The 16574-nt window shown below is 67.5% G+C and carries 17 protein-coding genes and 1 tRNA gene; 10 read left to right on the plus strand and 8 right to left on the minus strand.

Features of this window, described 5'->3' with window-relative positions:
* The first annotated feature begins 30 nt into the window (after positions 1 to 30).
* Both ACYU8V_RS03980 and ACYU8V_RS03985 read left to right on the plus strand, forming a co-directional pair.
* Positions 31 to 1395: an acyl-CoA dehydrogenase family protein gene (locus tag ACYU8V_RS03980; RefSeq protein ID WP_460845332.1), complete on the plus strand. Its 1365-nt coding sequence runs from the start codon at positions 31 to 33 to the stop codon at positions 1393 to 1395.
* Complete coding sequence (locus ACYU8V_RS03985) at positions 1395 to 2609, plus strand: acyl-CoA dehydrogenase family protein (protein ID WP_460845334.1); 1215 nt, start codon at positions 1395 to 1397, stop codon at positions 2607 to 2609. Before ACYU8V_RS03980 ends, ACYU8V_RS03985 begins: the two co-directional genes overlap by 1 nt.
* A 72-nt stretch (positions 2610 to 2681) precedes the next feature.
* Here the strand turns inward: ACYU8V_RS03985 and ACYU8V_RS03990 are convergent, their stop codons facing one another.
* Positions 2682 to 3185, minus strand: coding sequence for a hypothetical protein (locus ACYU8V_RS03990; protein ID WP_460845335.1), 504 nt, complete (start codon positions 3183 to 3185; stop codon positions 2682 to 2684).
* 154 nt (positions 3186 to 3339) lie between these two features.
* Between ACYU8V_RS03990 and ACYU8V_RS03995 the strand changes: the two genes are divergently transcribed.
* The gene (locus ACYU8V_RS03995) at positions 3340 to 3891 is read left to right on the plus strand and encodes a nucleosidase (RefSeq protein ID WP_460845337.1); all 552 of its coding nucleotides are present in this window, start codon (positions 3340 to 3342) and stop codon (positions 3889 to 3891) included.
* Here the strand turns inward: ACYU8V_RS03995 and ACYU8V_RS04000 are convergent.
* Positions 3888 to 4478 (minus strand): LysR substrate-binding domain-containing protein, encoded by a 591-nt coding sequence (locus ACYU8V_RS04000; RefSeq protein WP_460845338.1) that lies wholly within the window; start codon positions 4476 to 4478, stop codon positions 3888 to 3890. The genes ACYU8V_RS03995 and ACYU8V_RS04000 overlap by 4 nt on opposite strands.
* A gap of 68 nt (positions 4479 to 4546) precedes the next feature.
* Here ACYU8V_RS04000 and ACYU8V_RS04005 point away from each other — a divergent pair, with 68 nt between their 5' ends.
* The 4 genes from ACYU8V_RS04005 to ACYU8V_RS04020 all read left to right on the plus strand — a co-directional run bounded on the left by ACYU8V_RS04005 (position 4547) and on the right by ACYU8V_RS04020 (position 7095).
* A complete protein-coding gene (locus ACYU8V_RS04005) occupies positions 4547 to 5002 on the plus strand; it encodes an HNH endonuclease (protein WP_460845339.1) in 456 nt (151 codons plus the stop codon).
* Positions 5003 to 5058: 56 nt separating this feature from the next.
* A tRNA-Leu gene (locus tag ACYU8V_RS04010) sits at positions 5059 to 5143 on the plus strand.
* Positions 5144 to 5256: 113 nt separating this feature from the next.
* Positions 5257 to 5634 carry a hypothetical protein gene (locus tag ACYU8V_RS04015; protein ID WP_460845340.1) on the plus strand — a complete coding sequence of 126 codons (378 nt, stop codon included), beginning with the start codon at positions 5257 to 5259 and terminating at the stop codon, positions 5632 to 5634.
* A gap of 615 nt (positions 5635 to 6249) precedes the next feature.
* Positions 6250 to 7095: a hypothetical protein gene (locus ACYU8V_RS04020; RefSeq protein WP_460845341.1), complete on the plus strand. Its 846-nt coding sequence runs from the start codon at positions 6250 to 6252 to the stop codon at positions 7093 to 7095.
* A 77-nt stretch (positions 7096 to 7172) separates the two neighbouring features.
* Here ACYU8V_RS04020 and ACYU8V_RS04025 read toward each other — a convergent pair whose 3' ends face one another.
* From ACYU8V_RS04025 to ACYU8V_RS04035, 3 genes are read right to left on the minus strand one after another with little or no spacing between them, the layout of a single operon-like run.
* Entirely contained in the window at positions 7173 to 7838 is a 666-nt protein-coding gene (locus ACYU8V_RS04025; protein ID WP_460845343.1) for a Pr6Pr family membrane protein, read from the minus strand.
* Entirely contained in the window at positions 7831 to 8823 is a 993-nt protein-coding gene (locus tag ACYU8V_RS04030) for a hypothetical protein (protein WP_460845344.1), read from the minus strand. Before ACYU8V_RS04030 ends, ACYU8V_RS04025 begins: the two co-directional genes overlap by 8 nt.
* Positions 8823 to 10205 (minus strand): ATP-binding protein, encoded by a 1383-nt coding sequence (locus ACYU8V_RS04035; protein ID WP_460845345.1) that lies wholly within the window; start codon positions 10203 to 10205, stop codon positions 8823 to 8825. The genes ACYU8V_RS04030 and ACYU8V_RS04035 overlap by 1 nt, the downstream gene beginning before the upstream one ends.
* Positions 10206 to 10583: 378 nt before the next feature.
* Between ACYU8V_RS04035 and ACYU8V_RS04040 the strand changes: the two genes are divergently transcribed.
* Together ACYU8V_RS04040 and ACYU8V_RS04045 are read left to right on the plus strand one after the other, a co-directional pair.
* On the plus strand, positions 10584 to 10982 hold the full coding sequence (locus ACYU8V_RS04040) for a hypothetical protein (RefSeq protein ID WP_460845347.1): 399 nt from the start codon (positions 10584 to 10586) through the stop codon (positions 10980 to 10982).
* A 216-nt stretch (positions 10983 to 11198) separates the two neighbouring features.
* Positions 11199 to 11594 carry a hypothetical protein gene (locus ACYU8V_RS04045; protein ID WP_460845348.1) on the plus strand — a complete coding sequence of 132 codons (396 nt, stop codon included), beginning with the start codon at positions 11199 to 11201 and terminating at the stop codon, positions 11592 to 11594.
* Positions 11595 to 13301: 1707 nt separating this feature from the next.
* On the opposite strand, the gene ACYU8V_RS04050 is transcribed toward ACYU8V_RS04045, so the two are convergent.
* Positions 13302 to 14471, minus strand: coding sequence for an IPT/TIG domain-containing protein (locus tag ACYU8V_RS04050; RefSeq protein ID WP_460845349.1), 1170 nt, complete (start codon positions 14469 to 14471; stop codon positions 13302 to 13304).
* Positions 14472 to 14627: 156 nt separating this feature from the next.
* On the opposite strand from ACYU8V_RS04050, the gene ACYU8V_RS04055 reads away from it, so the two are divergent.
* Positions 14628 to 14891 carry a hypothetical protein gene (locus tag ACYU8V_RS04055; RefSeq protein WP_460845350.1) on the plus strand — a complete coding sequence of 88 codons (264 nt, stop codon included), beginning with the start codon at positions 14628 to 14630 and terminating at the stop codon, positions 14889 to 14891.
* A gap of 54 nt (positions 14892 to 14945) precedes the next feature.
* On the opposite strand, the gene ACYU8V_RS04060 is transcribed toward ACYU8V_RS04055, so the two are convergent.
* Together ACYU8V_RS04060 and ACYU8V_RS04065 are read right to left on the minus strand one after the other, a co-directional pair.
* Positions 14946 to 16148: a ScyD/ScyE family protein gene (locus tag ACYU8V_RS04060; RefSeq protein WP_460845351.1), complete on the minus strand. Its 1203-nt coding sequence runs from the start codon at positions 16146 to 16148 to the stop codon at positions 14946 to 14948.
* Positions 16149 to 16269: 121 nt separating this feature from the next.
* Complete coding sequence (locus ACYU8V_RS04065) at positions 16270 to 16572, minus strand: MoaD/ThiS family protein (protein ID WP_460845353.1); 303 nt, start codon at positions 16570 to 16572, stop codon at positions 16270 to 16272.
* Between the last annotated feature and the right edge of the window lie 2 nt (positions 16573 to 16574).

Here is a 16574-nt window from a genome sequence, read left to right on the forward strand (position 1 = left end):
CGCTGTGTAACTCTGAGTTACATTTTCAGCATGTCCCTCCTTCCCAACCTCAAGCCGGGTGGCAAGCACGGGGTCCCGCGCAACGAGAGCCGTGATCCCATCGGCATCCTCGTCGCCGGCCTCAGCAAGCTCGCCCAGAGCGACCTCATCGACAAGGTCGGCCTGCGCAAGCAGACCGAGCAGGCCGTCTTCAGCGTCACCCGCACCGGGTTCAAGACGATGACCAACGCGAGCCGCACCTTCTCCAAGAAGGGCAAGAAGGGCGCCCCCGGCGCACGGCCCGCCCCCATCCCCGGCTCCGGCCCGTTCGACCTGACGCCGTCCGAGGACGAGCAGATGCTCGTCGACGTGGTCAGCGACTTCGCCGCGGAGGTCGTGCGTCCCGCCGCCTCCGAGGCCGACAAGGCGTGCGCGGCGCCGGACGAGCTGCTCAAGTCCAGCCTCGAAATCGGCCTGCCGATCCTGGGCCTGCCCGAGTCGCTCGGCGGCATCTCCGAGGAGCGCTCGGCCATGGCCGGCACGCTCGTCGCCGAGGCGCTGGCCAAGGGCGACATGGGTCTCGCCGTCGCCACGCTCGCGCCCGGCTCGGTCGCCACGGCGATCGGCCTGTGGGGCACCGACGAGCAGCAGCAGACCTACCTGCCGGCGTTCACTGGCGACGAGGTGCCCGCCGCCGCGCTGGCGCTCAACGAGCCCACCGTTCTCTTCGACGTCATGTCCCCGAGCACGACCGCGACCAAGACGGCCGACGGCTACGTCATCAGCGGGCGCAAGAGCCTGGTCGCCCGCGGCGACAGCGCGGAGCTGTTCATCGTCGGCGCCCAGTTCGACGGCAAGCCGGTGCTCTTCCTGGTCGAGTCCTCCACCGAGGGACTCAGCGTCGGTGGCGACCCCGCCATGGGTGTGCGCGCGGCGTCGCTGACCTCGCTCAACCTGGAGGACGTCAAGGTCCCCGCCGAGGCGGTCCTCGGTGAGACCGACGGATCGACGTACGCCGAGTGCGTGCGCCTCTCCCGCCTCGCCTGGTGCGCCCTCGCGGTCGGTACGTCGCAGGCCGTGCTCGACTACGTCACGCCCTACGTCAAGGAGCGCGAGGCGTTCGGCGAGCCCATCGCGCACCGCCAGTCGGTCGCGTTCATGGTCGCCAACATGGCGATCGAGCTGCAGGGCATGCGGCTGCTGACCTACCGCGCCGCGGCCCGCGCTGCCGCCGGCAAGGACTTCAGCAAGCAGGTCGCCCTCGCCCGCAAGGCGTGTGCCGACCACGGCATGCGGATCGGCCTCGACGGCGTCCAGCTGCTCGGTGGCCACGGCTTCGTCAAGGAGCACCCGGTCGAGCGGTGGTACCGCGACCTGCGTGCCATCGGGATCATGGAAGGAACGGTGCTGGTCTGATGGCCATCAACCTCGAAGTCCCCAAGAAGCACCGCGCGCTCGTCGAGCAGGCCCACCAGGTCGCGATGAACATGCTGCGGCCGATCTCGCGCAAGTACGACGTCGCCGAGCACGAGTACCCCACCGAGCTCGACATGCTCGCGGCCATGATCGACGGCCTCGCCGAGTCGGGTGCCAGCGAGGGTGCGGGTGCGACCGGCGTACGCCGCGACGAGAGCGATGTCGACAAGGGCGTGAAGAACGGCTCCAACATGGCCTCGGTGACCTCGGTCGCCGAGATGTGCTGGGGCGACGTCGGCCTGCTGCTCTCGATGCCCCGCCAGGGCCTGGGCAACTCGGCCATCGCGTCGGTGGCCAACGACGAGCAGCTCGAGCGGTTCAAGGGCACGTGGGCCTCGATGGCGATCACCGAGCCGTCGTTCGGCTCGGACTCGGCTCAGGTCTCGACCACCGCGGTGCTCGACGGCGACCACTACGTCATCAACGGCGAGAAGATCTTCGTCACCTCCGGCGAGCGGTCGGACTCGATCGTGGTGTGGGCGACGCTGGACAAGTCCCTCGGCCGGGCGGCGATCAAGTCGTTCCTGGTCACCAAGGACATGCCCGGCGTGAAGGTCGAGCGGCTGGAGGAGAAGCTCGGCATCCGGGCCTCCGACACCGCGGTGATCACCTTCACCGACGTCCGGGTGCCGAAGGAGAACCTGCTCGGCTCGCCCGAGGTCGACGTCAAGCAGGGCTTCGCCGGCGCGATGGCGACCTTCGACAACACCCGTCCGCTGGTGGCCGCGATGGCCGTCGGCTGCGCCCGGGCGTCGCTGGACCTGACCCGCGACCTGCTCAAGCAGGCCGGCGTCGAGGTCGACTACGACAAGCCGGCACAGCTGCAGTCGGCGGCCGCGGCCAAGTTCCTCGAGCTGGAGACCAACTGGGAGATGGGCCGCCTGCTCACCCTCCAGGCGGCGTGGATGGCCGACAACCGCCAGCCGAACTCGCTGGAGGCCTCGATGGCCAAGGCGAAGGCCGGCCGCGTCGGCTCCGACGTGACCCTGGGCTGCGTCGAGCTGTGCGCGTCGGTCGGCTACAGCGAGGGCGAGCTGCTCGAGAAGTGGGCCCGCGACTCCAAGATCCTCGACATCTTCGAGGGCACCCAGCAGATCCAGCAGCTGATCGTGGCGCGCCGGGTCCTGGGGCTGTCCAGCGCCGAGCTCAAGTGAGCTGACGCCTGCGGCGTACGACGGCCGGCGACCCGATCGGGGTCGCCGGCCGTCGCGCTCTTCCGCCTCCGGTCAGGCGCAGGTCGCGGTGCCCTTGCGGACGCCCTGGACCTTGCCCTTGGCGACGACGACGGTCTGCGAGCGCTTGCCCTTGGCGCCGACGCAGACGGCGACCTTGTTGGTCTTGACGCCGGTGACCGTGACCAGGAACGGTCCGGGCTTCCCATCGCGCTTCTTGGTGTAGTAGGCGCCGACGATCTTCGCCTTGCGGTTGCGCGAGAACGTGCCGAGGTCGACGGTGGCACCGGTCGCAGCGCCGCTGACGGCACCCGTGGTCGCGCTCGCCGCGCCGGCCGACCCGGTGAGCTCGGCCATCTTGGACTTGGCCGCCTCGGCGCCCTTCGACTTCAGCGTCTGCACCTGCGAGTTCGTCGCGAGGTTGCTGGCGTGCTGCTTGGCCTTGTCGGCCACGTCCTTGCCGGAGCACCCGGTCAGGGCGACGGCGGCGGAGAGGCCGAGGGCGGCGACCGACAGGATTCGTCGGCTGTGGCCGGCGTTGTTCCGAGAGATGAGCATGGAGATTCCTTTCATCGAACTTCGATGCCCCGAGATGGACACCCCTTGCGCGTCGTCAACGTCCGGGAGCCGGAACAGTGACGCCGTGTCACACTAACGAGCCGGGAGCCGCACCCGTCACGGTCGTCTCACGGGAGTGTCCTAGCCTCCTGTCGTGCCCGTCCTGCTCGTCGCCGCCACCGAGGCCGAGGCCCGCTACCTCCCGGAGACCGCCGAGGTCCTGGTCACCGGCATCGGCAAGGTGGCCGCCGCGACCGCCCTGACCCGCCGGTTGGCGGCGTGCTCGGCCGAGGAGCTCGCGGACCTGTCTCTCCTCAACCTCGGTACTGCGGGCGCCCTGCACCCGCACCTGTCCGGGCTCTTCGAGATCGGCGCGGTGCTCAATCACGAGATCAGCGCCGATGCCCTCCGCTCGCTGGGGTTCGACGCCCGCGAGCGGCTCCTCGTCGGTGGCGCCGAGACCGTGCTCGCGACTGGCGACGTCTTCGTCACCGACCCGCTGGTGCGCGACGCGTTGGCCGCGCGGGCGCAGCTGGTCGACATGGAGGGCTACGCGATCGCGTACGTCGCTGCGGAGTTCGGGGTGCCGCTGCGGATGGTCAAGTACGTCTCCGACACCGCCGACGAGTCGGCGATGGACTGGAACACCGCGGTCGACCGGTGCGCCCGGATCCTGGGCGACTGGGCGGCCGCCGCGATCTCCTAGCGGCTGCTTCGGGCCCCGCGCCCGCGGGTCACGCCCACGAAGTCCTGGTGCACGGGGCTGTCCGCGCTGCGCAGCCACAGCAGCGCGATCGTGGTCGGCTCGAGCCCGCTGACCGGGCGGTGGACCGCGTCCTTGCGGTGGTGCAGCCGTGCCAGCGACATCGGCACGATGACCACACCGGTGCCCGACGCGGCGACCTCGATCGCGTCCTTGACCGTCATCGGAGGGAAGGTGAGCTGCTCGACGGCCGGTGCCCAGCCCGAGGGGTGGGGGAGGACGAGCTGCTCCTCGGCCAGGTCGGCGAGCTCGACCTCCTCGGCGGCCGCCACGAAGTGGTCCGCAGCGGCCACGACGACCGGCAGCTCGTCGTACAGGCGGACGCAGTGCAGGGGCTCGGGGGAGTCGAGGTCGACCGGCAGACGGGCCAGGACCAGGTCGGCCTCGCCGGCGTCGAGCAGGCCGCGCGGGTCGGCGTCGTCCTCGAGCGGGATCAGGCGCAACGCGATCTTCGGGTTGCGTTCACGCCATGCCCGCGCCCACTTGTCGGGCGTGACACCGGGAACGAATCCAATTCGCAGTTGCTGCACGGTTGATGAGTATTCACACTGGAGTTCGGAGAGCCCGAATCCGGCACGGCGACAGGAGGTGGCCACCCATGCCCAGCCATGGTCCGGTCGTGCTCCTGAACGCCTCCTACGAGCCGCACGACGTCGTCTCGTTCCCTCATGCGGTGCGGATGCTGTTCCGCGGAGTCGCCGTCGTCCATGAGGCCGACGGCGATCGTGTGATCGGGCCCCATCCGTGGCCGAAGGTCGTCCGGCTGGTGCGGTACGTCGTCGCCTCGTGGATGTACCGCCCGGCGGCGTACGGGCGTGACGCGGTGCTCAAGCGCGACCGGCACCGGTGCGCCTACTGCGGCGATCGTGCCGACACCGTGGACCACGTCGTGCCCCGATCGCGCGGCGGGACCTGGACCTGGCTGAACACGGTCGCCGCGTGCGGACGGTGCAACAACCGCAAGGGCAACCGGACCCCCGTGGAGGCCGGGATGCGGCTGCGTTTCGACCCGTGGGAGCCCACGCGCGCCCAGGTGACCGGCTGGCACCACTGAGACCCTGCCCCGATGTGTCATTCGGGCCTGCTGTTGCTAGTGTTCTCCACGCACTCGTCCGGGTGGCGGAATTGGCAGACGCGCTAGCTTGAGGTGCTAGTGCCCTTATAGGGCATGGGGGTTCAAGTCCCCCCTCGGACACCGCCACGATGTGGCCCCTGACTGCGGAGACGTAGCAGGGGCCACAGCGCTTTTCCGGCCATGGGCCACGCGCCGGTACGCCGATCACACCTCGTGATCAGAGGAGCACCCCGATGGCATGGATCGAACAGCACAGGCGGAGCGACGAACGCCTGTCTGCCGGGCGTGATCTGGCCTCGGCGGCGGCCGAGGCGCGCTACGGCAGCGCGAGATACTCAGCGTCGGAAGCGACGCCCAGAACCTCGCTCGCGCCCAAGGCTCCAAGCAGATGGTCGACGCCGCAGGCCAGCACTGGCCCGCTGACTGGGGTGAAGGGCATGGGCTTCGTCCGGCCCGTTGTCGAGGCGCCCACGGCCCCGCCGGCATCCGCGATGTTCGCCGGAGTGGCCGAGGAGTGCGTCCGCCAGATCGTCGACCTCTCGCCTGTCCAGCGCACGTGCTTCCTTGGCCAGATCCGGACCCGGTCGCCACGGAGAACCCCCTCGGTGTGATCGGATGGGCTCGTGGGCATGGAAGAGGAAGCGCGACGGATTGCCGCGGAACGGGCCACGGTTGGCAACCAGGACAATCCACACGGCGAGCGGTGGTGGCATGATGTCCAGCAGTGCGCCGCAGAGTTTCATGCAGCCGCCAAGCGCAACAGAATCAAGCCACGCAACCTGACTTCAGGTCGTGGATGGAGCGTCATGGTTGCGACCTGGCCGACCGACTACTCCTTGATCTGTATTGATCATCGCCGTGGCCTTACTCGTGGAGGCCCGCCGTATCGTACGTACGGCATGGAGGCTCTGGGATCAACTGAGTCAGTGCGACGGGCAATTACCACCGCGCTCGCTAATCTGCTGGAGCAGCAGGACCGACGTCGCTAGTTGTCCGCTCTCGGCGAGGATCGCACTCGGAGGCTAACTAGGGCTGGTCCAGCCTTCTTGGCGGCCGCCGCGCTGGCAGGGGCCGGCCCTTGGTTCTAGTCGCAAGCCGTTGGACGCGGATTGATCTGCGCTGCACCGGAGGGCCGGTCCGCGATCTGCATGTTTCATGCAGATCGCGGACTGCCGGTGAGCCAAGGTGACGGCGTCCAACTTCGATCAGCCGAAAGTAGACCCGCCATGTCACACACAACTCGCATCGGGAGGATCGCCTCCCTCGCCTTCGCCGTCCTGGGGTCGGCCCTCCTCTCTCCGGGCGCCGCGCACGCGACGACCAACCGATGGAATACCGATCCGTACCAGACCGGCTGCGCGTCGAACGTCTACAACGTCAGCACCGTCGCGGTGCCCGGCGGTCACGCCTCGATCAAGTACTCCCGCGCCTGCGGAACTGACTGGATTGAATATTCGGGCGCCAGGGAGACAGTGTCAAAGCGCCTCAAGGACGCCATCCTCAACAAGTGGACCCGCACCGACACTGACACTCTCGGATGGTCGTACAGCATGCAGGTCACCGCCCCGGGCACCACCGCGATCACGGCTCAGGTCACCATCGGGACCACGATCTACACCGCCGCATGCTCCAGCGCCTGCTCGTGGACGCACACCAGCACGACGATCAGCGCAGGTCGCTACAACGCCGGCATCTACCAGCACGCGGCGGCCGCCGCCGATGGCTCGTACGGAGGTCAGTGCGCCATTTGGGTCGAGAACATCATCCGGGCGGCGGGAGGGCCTTCGGTCTACCTCGGCACGAGTGGAGGGTCCGGCTACCAGGCCGCATGGGCTAACTACGCCACGCAGATCACCTCGTGGAGCTCGGTCCGCCCAGGAGACATCGTGCAGTTCTACACCTCGGCTAGAGGACCGCACACGGCGATCATCATGAGCGGCGCCTCTGAGTCCAGCGCCCAGACGAAGTGGTCCAACAACGCCAGTGGTGACCTTCGGGTGCACAGCAGCAGCTTCCAGTCCCTGCTGAACTACTTCGGTCCGAGCTCCTACAAGATCTGGCGGGTCAAGTAGGACCCGGCGGCCGAACGCGCCGAAGGGGAGGCGAGGGACGGTGGACGCTTCGGCCCTCCGTCCCTCGCTCTCGGCGCTCACTCGGATCGTCGCGGCAAGTCGGCTGCATAGAACCCAGCAACCCGACGAAGGACCAGCGCCGCGCCAAGGAACACCACGATGAGCCCTGAAACTGCTGCTGCGAACTGCGGTGGCGGGTCCGGGTTCAGAAATGGGTAGGGCGAATCCACCACTCGGGCGCGAACGAGCGTGGAGATCGCGATCAAGTAGACGACTGGCCACAACAACCACACGGCGGCCTCGCAACCTCGAGCCCGCAACGACGGGTGAGGGTGGAGCACCCAATCAGCGGCCATGAGCAAGGGAGCGACGCCATGCAGCAGCAAGGTGGCCGCTCGAACCCGGAGGTCGGCGCCCGGCTGCCACCACCCACCTTCGGGGGTTGGCGCGATGACGAGAGCGAAGATCACCGCTGACATCACGACTCCCAAGGTCGCGGTGCCGCGCAACCTCGTCAGCAGCGCTGCTTGGTCCATCCTGAGGAGCAGGTTGGCGCCGAGGACGGTGGCGGCGAGCACTGCCGAATCGACCGTGAAGTACAGCAGCGGAAACCGCGGATCGGTGTTCTGCGTGAATTGAAGCATGACTCCGGAAATCAGGGCTGCCGTACACAGCGCCCGTACAGCAACCGGCACATGATCCGACGAGCGACGTCGCGTCGGTTCTGGCGCGGCGTCAGCCACGGTGCTGGTGAGTTTGAAGGGGCCGCGCCTTCGAGTGCAGCTCATACGCGGCGCGTACGTCGGGCTCCGTCCAGAAGAGCGCCGCGTTCCGGAGTTCTGCCAAGAGGGGATCGTGATTGCGAGCACGTGTATCGCCAGGCGTTGGGAGCGGGTCGGTGACGTCCTCGTACGACATTCGGAAGTGGTCATAGGCCGCGTACAGCGAGTTCCACCGGTCCTTCCAGTAGCGGCGTTGGGAGCGCACGGCTCCCCGTCGAGCTGAAGCCACCTCGAAAGCGGCGTCGAGGAGTGGTTGCTCGTTTGCGTTCCATCCTCCGCCACGCAGGTAGATCTGTAGCCACGAGAAGGTGTCTGGTCGCGCCTCGAGCGAAGATGCCTTGCCGTTGACATCGACAGCGAGCATCTCATCGAGTCCAAGCGCGGCCGAAGGCACCAGTGCAGCGGCTGAATCGCGTCGAGGGTCGGGATAGGTGGCGCCGCTTAATGGGTCCGCCAGGTCGACGAGGCGTTCGGCGGCGTCAGGCGGAAGGATCGAGGGGAAGTGGTTCGCGCCGAACCAGAGCAGGCCCGCCGCCGCGAACAGACGCCCCGCAGTCTCGCTCAAGTCGGTGAACGTCAGTAGGCGCGGAGAGGTTAGGGGCCGGCGCGCAGCTCTCTTGACTGCGCGGAACTCTTCGGACTCGAACAAGGAGCTCAGGTACAGCAGGACGCCGATACCGGTGGTGACGTCGACCTCGACGGACGACCCTTGTGGTGTGGTACCGACGCGGGCGCGCGGGGCAGGAAGGTTCTCCGGTCGGTGGCCACTGAGGTTGAAGTCGACGAGGATCACGTCGTACTGCGCAAGGTCCTCCGTCGCATACTCAGTGATCAAGGTCCTGATCGACGGCTCATTCTCGACGTCGAGATCGGGGTTCAGGCGGGCCAACCTGCGGAGGCGAGCGGCCCGGTCGGCCAGGTCGTCGATTAGAAGCACCCTGAACATCAGCGCCGTCCTTGGTCCCGCAAGGGTGCCAGTGCGACGGGCCAGGTCACCACAATCGTCTTCCCGCTTGAGTCTGCCGTCTGTGTCAGCGAGCCACCGCGTTCATGAGCGTCGCCGCGGAGCTTCGAGAGCGTGGTGTCGTCTCGTTGCCAGACGGCGTCCGGGATTGAGGGCAAACCGTCGCGCACCGCAATGGTGACGAACCGGCCGTCGAAGCGGGCTTGAACGTTGATGCCGCGCTCTACCCAGTCAATCCGTCCAGACGTATACCCGTCGACCGCATTCTTGGTGAGAAGCATGATCGATTGGCGTGCCAACCAACGGTCAGCATCGGGAACGTCGTCTAGAGCGATGTCGGTGCGGAGTGGGAGGACCGCGCCGCGGCAAAGCCGCGAAAGATGCTCTGTCACGGGCGGCACCAGGCCGCCGGCAAGATCTAGCGTGCCTTCGTGTGCCGAGGTGTACACGGCCTCGAGGTCAAGACGTAAGAGCACCAGAGCGGCCCGCGTCTGCGGGTTCGGGACGGTCATTTCCGCGTCCTGCAGGGGCCCTTTCGCAGCCTGAAGCAGATTGTGCAGGTCGGTCGCGGCACGTCTCCCGGTTTCTCGATCTCGGTCGGCGGCAACGACGGCGCCGACCTGCAAGTCGCGTGTGTGGTCCCTGAATCGCTGTCCATTGCACCAAAGCAGAAGGGTGGCCATGACTGCATAGGGAAAGGCGTCGCCCCACACCCTCGCATGAGCTTGCGCGATGATCACGTTGATAAGCACCAAGCCGAGTGCGAACAGCCAGGCGAACGGCATCAGTGCCCGCAAGGCCTGCGGTAGCCTGTCGCCACGCGGGGAGTAGACGGCGGTGTCACATACGACCGAGTTCAACCCTGAAATCGCGTAGCCGGTCCCCACCGCCAGGGCAGCAACACGCTGCCACTGCGAACCCGACCCTGTGTTGTATACGACCTCGACCAGTAGACAGAGGCATGCAGCCGCGCCGACGATGCCGGTGATGTTCGTCAGACCTCGTTCATAGTTCCAGAACCACGGCCGCGCCAACGTGCCGAGAAGACCTTCCGTCCCGCTCTGCGTCAGCGATCTCGCGCGCACCACCGGTTCGAGGAGCAGTTCAAGGCTCACCTGTGCGGCTGCCGGCGCCAGGAGCAGCAGGCCGAGCAAGTGATGGCCGGGAAGTGGAAGAAGAAGGGTGCCGAGGACGATGACGAGCGCCGCACGCGACACGAATGGGCGGATGCCGTCGTACTGAGTAATCCGCACCTCGGCGAATCGACGACCCCAGTCGGATTGAGGTGCTCTGCTCACCGCGTCGATGGCGATCTGCCCGAATCCGGCACCGCGGTGATGACCCAACTCGTCTACCACCGGCATGAGGGCTCCGATCAGTTAGTGGGCTGCCACCGCTCCGCGGACGCTATTGCATCAACCGCCCACTTCACCGCAGATTGCGCCTGTACGCCAGAAGACAGACCCCATGCGATAGCAACGACAACGCGGTTGCCCCGAACCGCAACCCCCGACGCGCTCCCGGCGATTTCGAAGGCGTCGGAGCAGAGCCCCTGGCTGCTTGTGGCTGCGAGTCCCTTCGTCTGCCCGGGCTCAGGTGTACAACGAACTGTCGATCGCGCCGACCCGGCACTGACCCCGCACTGCCGGCCAGCGTCCTGTGTCTTCGTGTTCTACCAGTAGAGGACCAGGCGGTTCCCATGACGCTTCCTCGCTCTGTGTGATCGGATGAGTCTCGTGGGCATGGAAGATGAAGCGCGAGCAGAGCGCGCCCGGATGGACGCCGAGGCCGACAAGCGCGGGAATGTTGCAATGCCAGCGCAGGAACATTGGTGCGCAACGGTGGAAGCTTGCGCAGCAGAGTTTCGCGACGCTGCTCGCCGAATGGCGTCTAGGCGTGATCGAGCGCCGTGGGTGCTCAGGGTCCCGCTCGGCGAGTACGACGGCGCCCCCTCAAGCGCGCGGATAACCATCACCAAGAAAGGCGACGTGCTGATCGGCGGCGATGGTGGTGGGGTCGTATTCAAGACGCCGATACAACCCACCTACCCGCTAGCGCCTCTGCACGTTCTGCTGCGCGGCGTTGTGTCGGACGAGGAGATCCGTGAGGCCTTTGTGAAGCGCCTCGCGCACATGAGTTAGATGATCAATCGGTCGTCTTGGTCGGCTTGCGTCGACCGGCGACAGCGTCGCGGAGTCGTCGCTGACGTATGTCCGGTAGTCCGTCTCGGTGGCACATTCCCATCACGCCTCCTCACTCTGTGTGGTCGTATGTGCTTCGTGAGTATGAGGGACGAAGCGCGACGGCTCGCTGGTCAGCATCAACCGAAGGTCGCACTCGAGGTGGAGGCGCGGGAGATGGCTGGCCAATGGGAGGAGCACGTGATGCGAGCGGTCGCGGAGTTCGTGACCGCTGCGAAGGCTGAGCACATCCCGTTGACGACGTCGTACCTGCGCAGCGGCGCGCTAGGCGGTCACAAACGCTTCTGGGGCGTTGGTGTCCCAGTGAAGCGGATCACTCCGGTGGAAAGCCGCAACTTCGCAGACACAGAGTGGAAGTCGATCGCCGTCCTCGCCAACGGGCAGATCGGCAATCTGTTCCATGGCAATGACGCGCGCCACCGACCCGTGGTCGGATTTGAACGATGGACGCGGCCCGTGTTCAACCGCGGAGATGTCCCAGCGACCGAACGCGAGATTCGAGACGCTTTCACGAACGCGCTCGCCCAGAAGATTGCTGAAGCCCCGCGCTAAATCAGCCCTCTTGGTTCGGCTCACGGGCGGAGTTCGACACGCGTGTGCCCCCTTCTTCGCGGACGACGTCTTGGCAGGAGGCGGAACTCGGTGAACAAGCCGGATAGCGCCTTGTCGAGGCCTCGAACCCGTTAGCGTCGACCGAAGCACACCGTTGATGAGAGCGTCGAGTCGACCTCGACGCCAAGAAGGCGATCGCGGACGGGTCTCCCTCGCACAGCGCGAGGTGGATCGCGCTGATCCGCAGCAATCCGGCCAGGCCGTGATCCACCACGAGCCGACGAGATCGGCCATTTGCAGAGTCGTGGGTCGGCTGGCGGCCGACCGTCCAACGTCCACCGGGTCGCCTACAAGCGCCGGACGTCGTCGAACGGTCGCTTAACGACCACTAGCTGTGGCATCGCACCGCGACTCTCTACGACAAGGTCGCCTACATCCATCGAGGAGGAGTCGTGCTCCGTGCGTTTACCATCTGACTCCGCAAATATGGAGCGATAGCCTATTCGCCGATCAGTCTGATCACCGAGTTCGCGATAAGTTGTCCGAAACTGATGTCGGGTTCCCCGTAGCCTTGGGGGATTACAATTCTCCCGTCGTACTTCCAAGCCACTGTCAGGCACTGGCTCATTGACTGATCCTTTGGCGCCATCGGCACGCCGGGGTCGTCCGCCAGTACGAGTGACCGCGCGTAACGCTGCTGGCGCCGATCTTGGGGCGAGGTCTTGATCCGGCTCCACGTCGCCAGGAGCTGAGCGCCGGGGGTGAGCCAAACGAGCGAGTTCCAGGTTGAAGGATCTGGGCGCGTCGGATCGCCAAGCAAACCCAAGGCTTCGGGTACGTCGACCCAGAGTTTCAGCGGACGTACGTTACCGATGCCCGTGCTTGATGCGCGCCTACTGGCGTGCAGTCGGTGCGCGGACTGGGGCCTGACGCCGCCTCGAACAAGCTCGTTGCGTGCACCAACTGCGATGTCCCGCAGGGCTTCTCGGCTTGTGAGCCCGGGCTATAGATGGCTTGATTCGCGGCCTGCTGGTGGCGTCGTTCGTGCCGTCGACTACGTGCCTTGCCGATCTCGTCATGCCATGTGCCCAACGGCGCCGATGCTACGAGCAAGCGGTGATGCCGATGCGCACGGCCTCCGTCGAAGTCGGGAGAGTATCGGGAGAAGTCGATCGATCCGCGTCAGATCCCATGAGACGCGCCGTCCCAATGCACCAACATCAGTAAGACCGATACTCGAATGCGTCCGGTTCAGTGAGACTGCGACGGCTCAACTGAGACGGGATGGCAACAACAACCAAGCGGCGAGTCAATAGGGATACGGTTGGCCATAGTGATCGAGAGGGCCCATTCCCAGAGAACAACGAGCGAGCCGGATCTGCCACTCTCGGTATGAGGCGGCAAGCGCGGGGAGTCCCCGATCATCTGCTCGGACGATGCGACTGACACCCGCTGTGCTCACCGAGCGTGGAGGATCCGGAGTTGAGATGACGGCGACGAGTTGAAGACGGGCGCGCCGCAAAGGGGGCAAATTAAGGGGCTCATCGTGCGGAACAGGGCAGAACCGGCGCGATTCCACGCTGAGCAAGGCATGGTCAGGGTTAACCATGGATCATTCCGGTTCAAGTCTTCCTCGGACACCATCGCAAGACCACCGAAGCCCCAGGCCCGCCTGGGGCTTCGGCGATTTCGGACGACTCCGCTGGCTCAGCTCGGCCGAGTCGACACGATGATGTAGAACCCGGCGGTCAGACCCTGGTTGTGGTCGTAGAGCTGGGGAGGGTCGGTCGTGCACGTGCACTCGGTGGTCACCAGCCAGTTCCAGGTGCCGCCCGGGGCGAGGTCGCTGGCCCAGTGCGGTCCCGGGACACCGGGGGAGTGCAGCCGGTGGGGGATCGTGTCGTCGTTGAAGAAGCGGATCGTCTCGCCGACGTAGGCGCGCACCGGATCGCTCGGTGAGTTCCAGGGGCCGCTGCCGGTGCCGGCGAGGATGTGGAAGTCGACGATGCCGTAGGTGTAGCGGCTCTGGTCGCCGGTCGCGGAGGCGGCGTACGGCGTGTGCACCTGGACGTCGACGCCGAAGGGAGGCGTCGCCGCGTTCGGCGGACTGTCGACCGTGATGACGCCGTCGGTGACGTGGAGGTTGGTCCCCGGCACGCCTCCGAACGTGACCGACGTGGTGCCGGTGAAGTGGCTGCCGGTGATGGTCACCGGCGTCTGGCCGATGCCGCTGCCCTCAGCCGGGGACAGCGCCGCCACCGCGGGCGCGACGTAGGTGTAGGTCCGCGAGGTGGAGCGTCCGCCGGTCGTGACGATGGCGACCTGGACCGAGCCGGGGATGTGACCGGGTGCCGTCACCCGGACGCTCGTGCCGCTGACCGAGGTCGGGGTCAGCCGGGCCGCTCCGAAGCTGACGTAGCTGGTGGTCGCCAGGTTGGCGCCGGTCAGGACGACGTGGGTGCCGGCGGCCGTTCCTCCGCTGGACGGTGACATCGCGCTGAACACCGGCGGCTTGACGAAGGTGAACCTCGACGCGCTCGTCACGGCCGAGGCGCCTGATCCGGTGATCACGCGGACCGCGACCTTCCCGGCGGCGTGGCGCGGGGTCGTCACCTCGACCTGTCTCGTGCTGGTGACGTGCAGGCGGGTCCCCTTCACGCCGCCGAAGGTCACGGCCGTGGCCTTCGCGAGGCCGGTGCCGGAGAGGGTCACCCGGGTTCCACCGGCGACGGGGCCGCTCGACGGGCGCACGGCCGTCACCGAGGGAGCGCTCGTGATCAGGTGCGCGGGTGCGGCGTGGAGCGGCGCCGCGACGGCGGCGGCAGCGACGAGGAACGTGCCGAGGACGGCGGCGGAGAGTGCGCGGTTGCGATGCATGGCGGCAGCTTTCGGCATCGTCGGCGGGGTGCCGACCTGGTCGAACGTAACCCCGGCCTGCCCCGCCGGAGGCGCGGATCGGGGATTTCTTTACCTGGGCCGGGCGATCCCTGCGATCTCGGGACACCGCCGGCTCCGCCACGTAGCGTTCCGCCCATGAGCGTCACCCGCCGGCCCCGCTACATCGCGAGCAGCATCCTGCTGCCCCCGATGACCGTGGGCGAGGTCCTCGCCTTCGGGGCCTGGGTGCTGGCCGTCCAGATCATCGGCCCGCGGCTGGGCCTCGGCCCGGTGCTCTGGCCGGTGTTGGCGGTCGCCGACGTGGCCGTCTGGTTCCTGCTGGTGCCGCGGCGGGCGGAGGCCGCCCGTCGGCGTACCGCCATCGCCGCGGGCCACGCGCGCGAGGTCTGGCTGCCCTGACCTCGCGAGCGGGCTGGACCCGGCAGCCGCGCCACGGCTGCCGGGTCGAACAGGTCAGTTCCCGACCGCCACCCGCATGACCGCTCCGTTCACGCCGGGCGCGGAGGAGCCGACGGTGACGTACATGGCCCCGTCAGGGCCCTGCGCGATGCCGCCGGGCACGGGCAGCTGGCCGGCACCGACGTGGGTCTGCGTCGTCGGAGAGGCGAACGGGATCCGCACGACATCACCCGGAGGCGTCGCGTCCAGGCCGCCCGCGAACATCTCGGTCGCCCAGAAGTTGCCCTGCCGGTCGAAGGTGCAGCCGGTGATGGTGGTCAGGCCGGTCGCCCACACCGTCGGCGCGGTCGGGTAGCTGCCGTTCGGATCGATCCGCCACACGCTGGAGAGGCCTCCGGTGCCCGGCGGGACGAACAGGTTCGACACGAAGTCGAGGGTGCCGACGTACAGGTCGCCGTCGGGTCCCTGGGCGATGCAGGTCGGCGTCGAGTCCCTGAAGGCGCCGAAGTCCTCGTTGGGCAGGTAGGCCACCACCCGGGCGGTGCCTCCGGGCATGATCTCGCTGATCGTGTTCGCGCCGGCATCCGCGACGAAGGTCCGGATGGCGTCGGTCGTCGGGTCCTTGGTGACCAGCACGCCGTAGGGGTTGGAGTCGGGGAAGTCCTCGAACAGGTCGGCGTGGTCGCCCGTCCACTGGTACATCTGCGAGCCGACGTCCGACAGCGACGTCGCAGCTCCGGTGGCTCCGTCGAGGCGGTACAGGTGGCCGGCCTGTGGGTCGTTCACCTGTCCGTCCGTCGCGGCCAGCACTCCCGGCGTCGACTCGCTGGTGATCATCCGGACCTGGCAGCCGTTGCGGCGCCCGTGGCTGTTCCTCATGCAACCGCCGCCGAACGCGCTGATCCCCTCGGGACCGAGCACGTCGGGCGGCTGGGAGGGGTCCTCGGTCGCGTAGAGCGAGGTGAAGGAGGTGCTCCAGGCGGGGGTGGTCGATCCCCAGCGGTACTTGTCGACACGGCCGGTCCTGGTGATGCCGGCGGGACCGTCGCCGGCGACGCCGGACTCGGAGACGTACATGCTGCCCTGGCCGTCGAACGCGATGCCGCGGGGCGCGGCGAGGCCGCCGACCACGGGCGTGATCGTGACGGAGGGATCGGCGTACCCGGCGCCGGTGGTGCTGATCAGCGTGCTGCCGGTGATGGCGACGACGGACGCTGCCGAGAGGACGACGCGGTTGCGCAAACGACGGATTGCCATGACTCTCCGATCCTCAGGCGCCGGGGATGGCGCGTTCGGGAAGACTCCCGCCTCAGTCTGTGACGGAGGTCACGTCGTGGCCATCCCTCGGATGGGGGGTACGGCGCCGTGACGCGCGCCCTCAGCCGCCGGCCATGGCGCCGACGATGAGGAAGGGCTCCTTGCCGTCGGCGACCCGCTGCGGCAGCGGGGTGTCGGGGTCCTCGTGGGAGAGGTCCTCCTCGCAGGCGAAGAAGCGGACGAACGACCGCCGCCGGGCGGTGCCGCGGTCCCGGATCGTCCCGACCAGCATCGGGAAGTCGCCCTCGAGGGCGTCGAGCACGCTGCGCTGCGTGACGTCGCCGTCGACCTCGACGCTGACGTCGCCGTGCACCTTGGCGAGCTCCTTCAGATGGGCGGGAAGGACGACGTGGATGGTGGGCATGG

It is taken from the genome of Nocardioides ultimimeridianus (genome assembly GCF_054777895.1).

Excerpts from the sequence above, each read along its gene's own strand:
- ACYU8V_RS04050 (WP_460845349.1), bottom strand. The coding sequence starts at position 14,471 with ATGCATCGCAACCGCGCACTCTCCGCCGCCGTCCTCGGCACGTTCCTC.
- ACYU8V_RS04020 (WP_460845341.1), top strand. The coding sequence starts at position 6,250 with ATGTCACACACAACTCGCATCGGGAGGATCGCCTCCCTCGCCTTCGCC.
- ACYU8V_RS04005 (WP_460845339.1), top strand. The coding sequence starts at position 4,547 with ATGCCCAGCCATGGTCCGGTCGTGCTCCTGAACGCCTCCTACGAGCCG.
- ACYU8V_RS04030 (WP_460845344.1), bottom strand. The coding sequence starts at position 8,823 with ATGTTCAGGGTGCTTCTAATCGACGACCTGGCCGACCGGGCCGCTCGC.
- ACYU8V_RS03980 (WP_460845332.1), top strand. The coding sequence starts at position 31 with ATGTCCCTCCTTCCCAACCTCAAGCCGGGTGGCAAGCACGGGGTCCCG.
- ACYU8V_RS03985 (WP_460845334.1), top strand. The coding sequence starts at position 1,395 with ATGGCCATCAACCTCGAAGTCCCCAAGAAGCACCGCGCGCTCGTCGAG.
- ACYU8V_RS04055 (WP_460845350.1), top strand. The coding sequence starts at position 14,628 with ATGAGCGTCACCCGCCGGCCCCGCTACATCGCGAGCAGCATCCTGCTG.
- ACYU8V_RS03990 (WP_460845335.1), bottom strand. The coding sequence starts at position 3,185 with ATGCTCATCTCTCGGAACAACGCCGGCCACAGCCGACGAATCCTGTCG.
- ACYU8V_RS04035 (WP_460845345.1), bottom strand. The coding sequence starts at position 10,205 with ATGCCGGTGGTAGACGAGTTGGGTCATCACCGCGGTGCCGGATTCGGG.
- ACYU8V_RS04060 (WP_460845351.1), bottom strand. The coding sequence starts at position 16,148 with ATGGCAATCCGTCGTTTGCGCAACCGCGTCGTCCTCTCGGCAGCGTCC.
- ACYU8V_RS04015 (WP_460845340.1), top strand. The coding sequence starts at position 5,257 with ATGGCATGGATCGAACAGCACAGGCGGAGCGACGAACGCCTGTCTGCC.
- ACYU8V_RS04065 (WP_460845353.1), bottom strand. The coding sequence starts at position 16,572 with ATGCCCACCATCCACGTCGTCCTTCCCGCCCATCTGAAGGAGCTCGCC.
- ACYU8V_RS04040 (WP_460845347.1), top strand. The coding sequence starts at position 10,584 with ATGGAAGATGAAGCGCGAGCAGAGCGCGCCCGGATGGACGCCGAGGCC.
- ACYU8V_RS04045 (WP_460845348.1), top strand. The coding sequence starts at position 11,199 with ATGGCTGGCCAATGGGAGGAGCACGTGATGCGAGCGGTCGCGGAGTTC.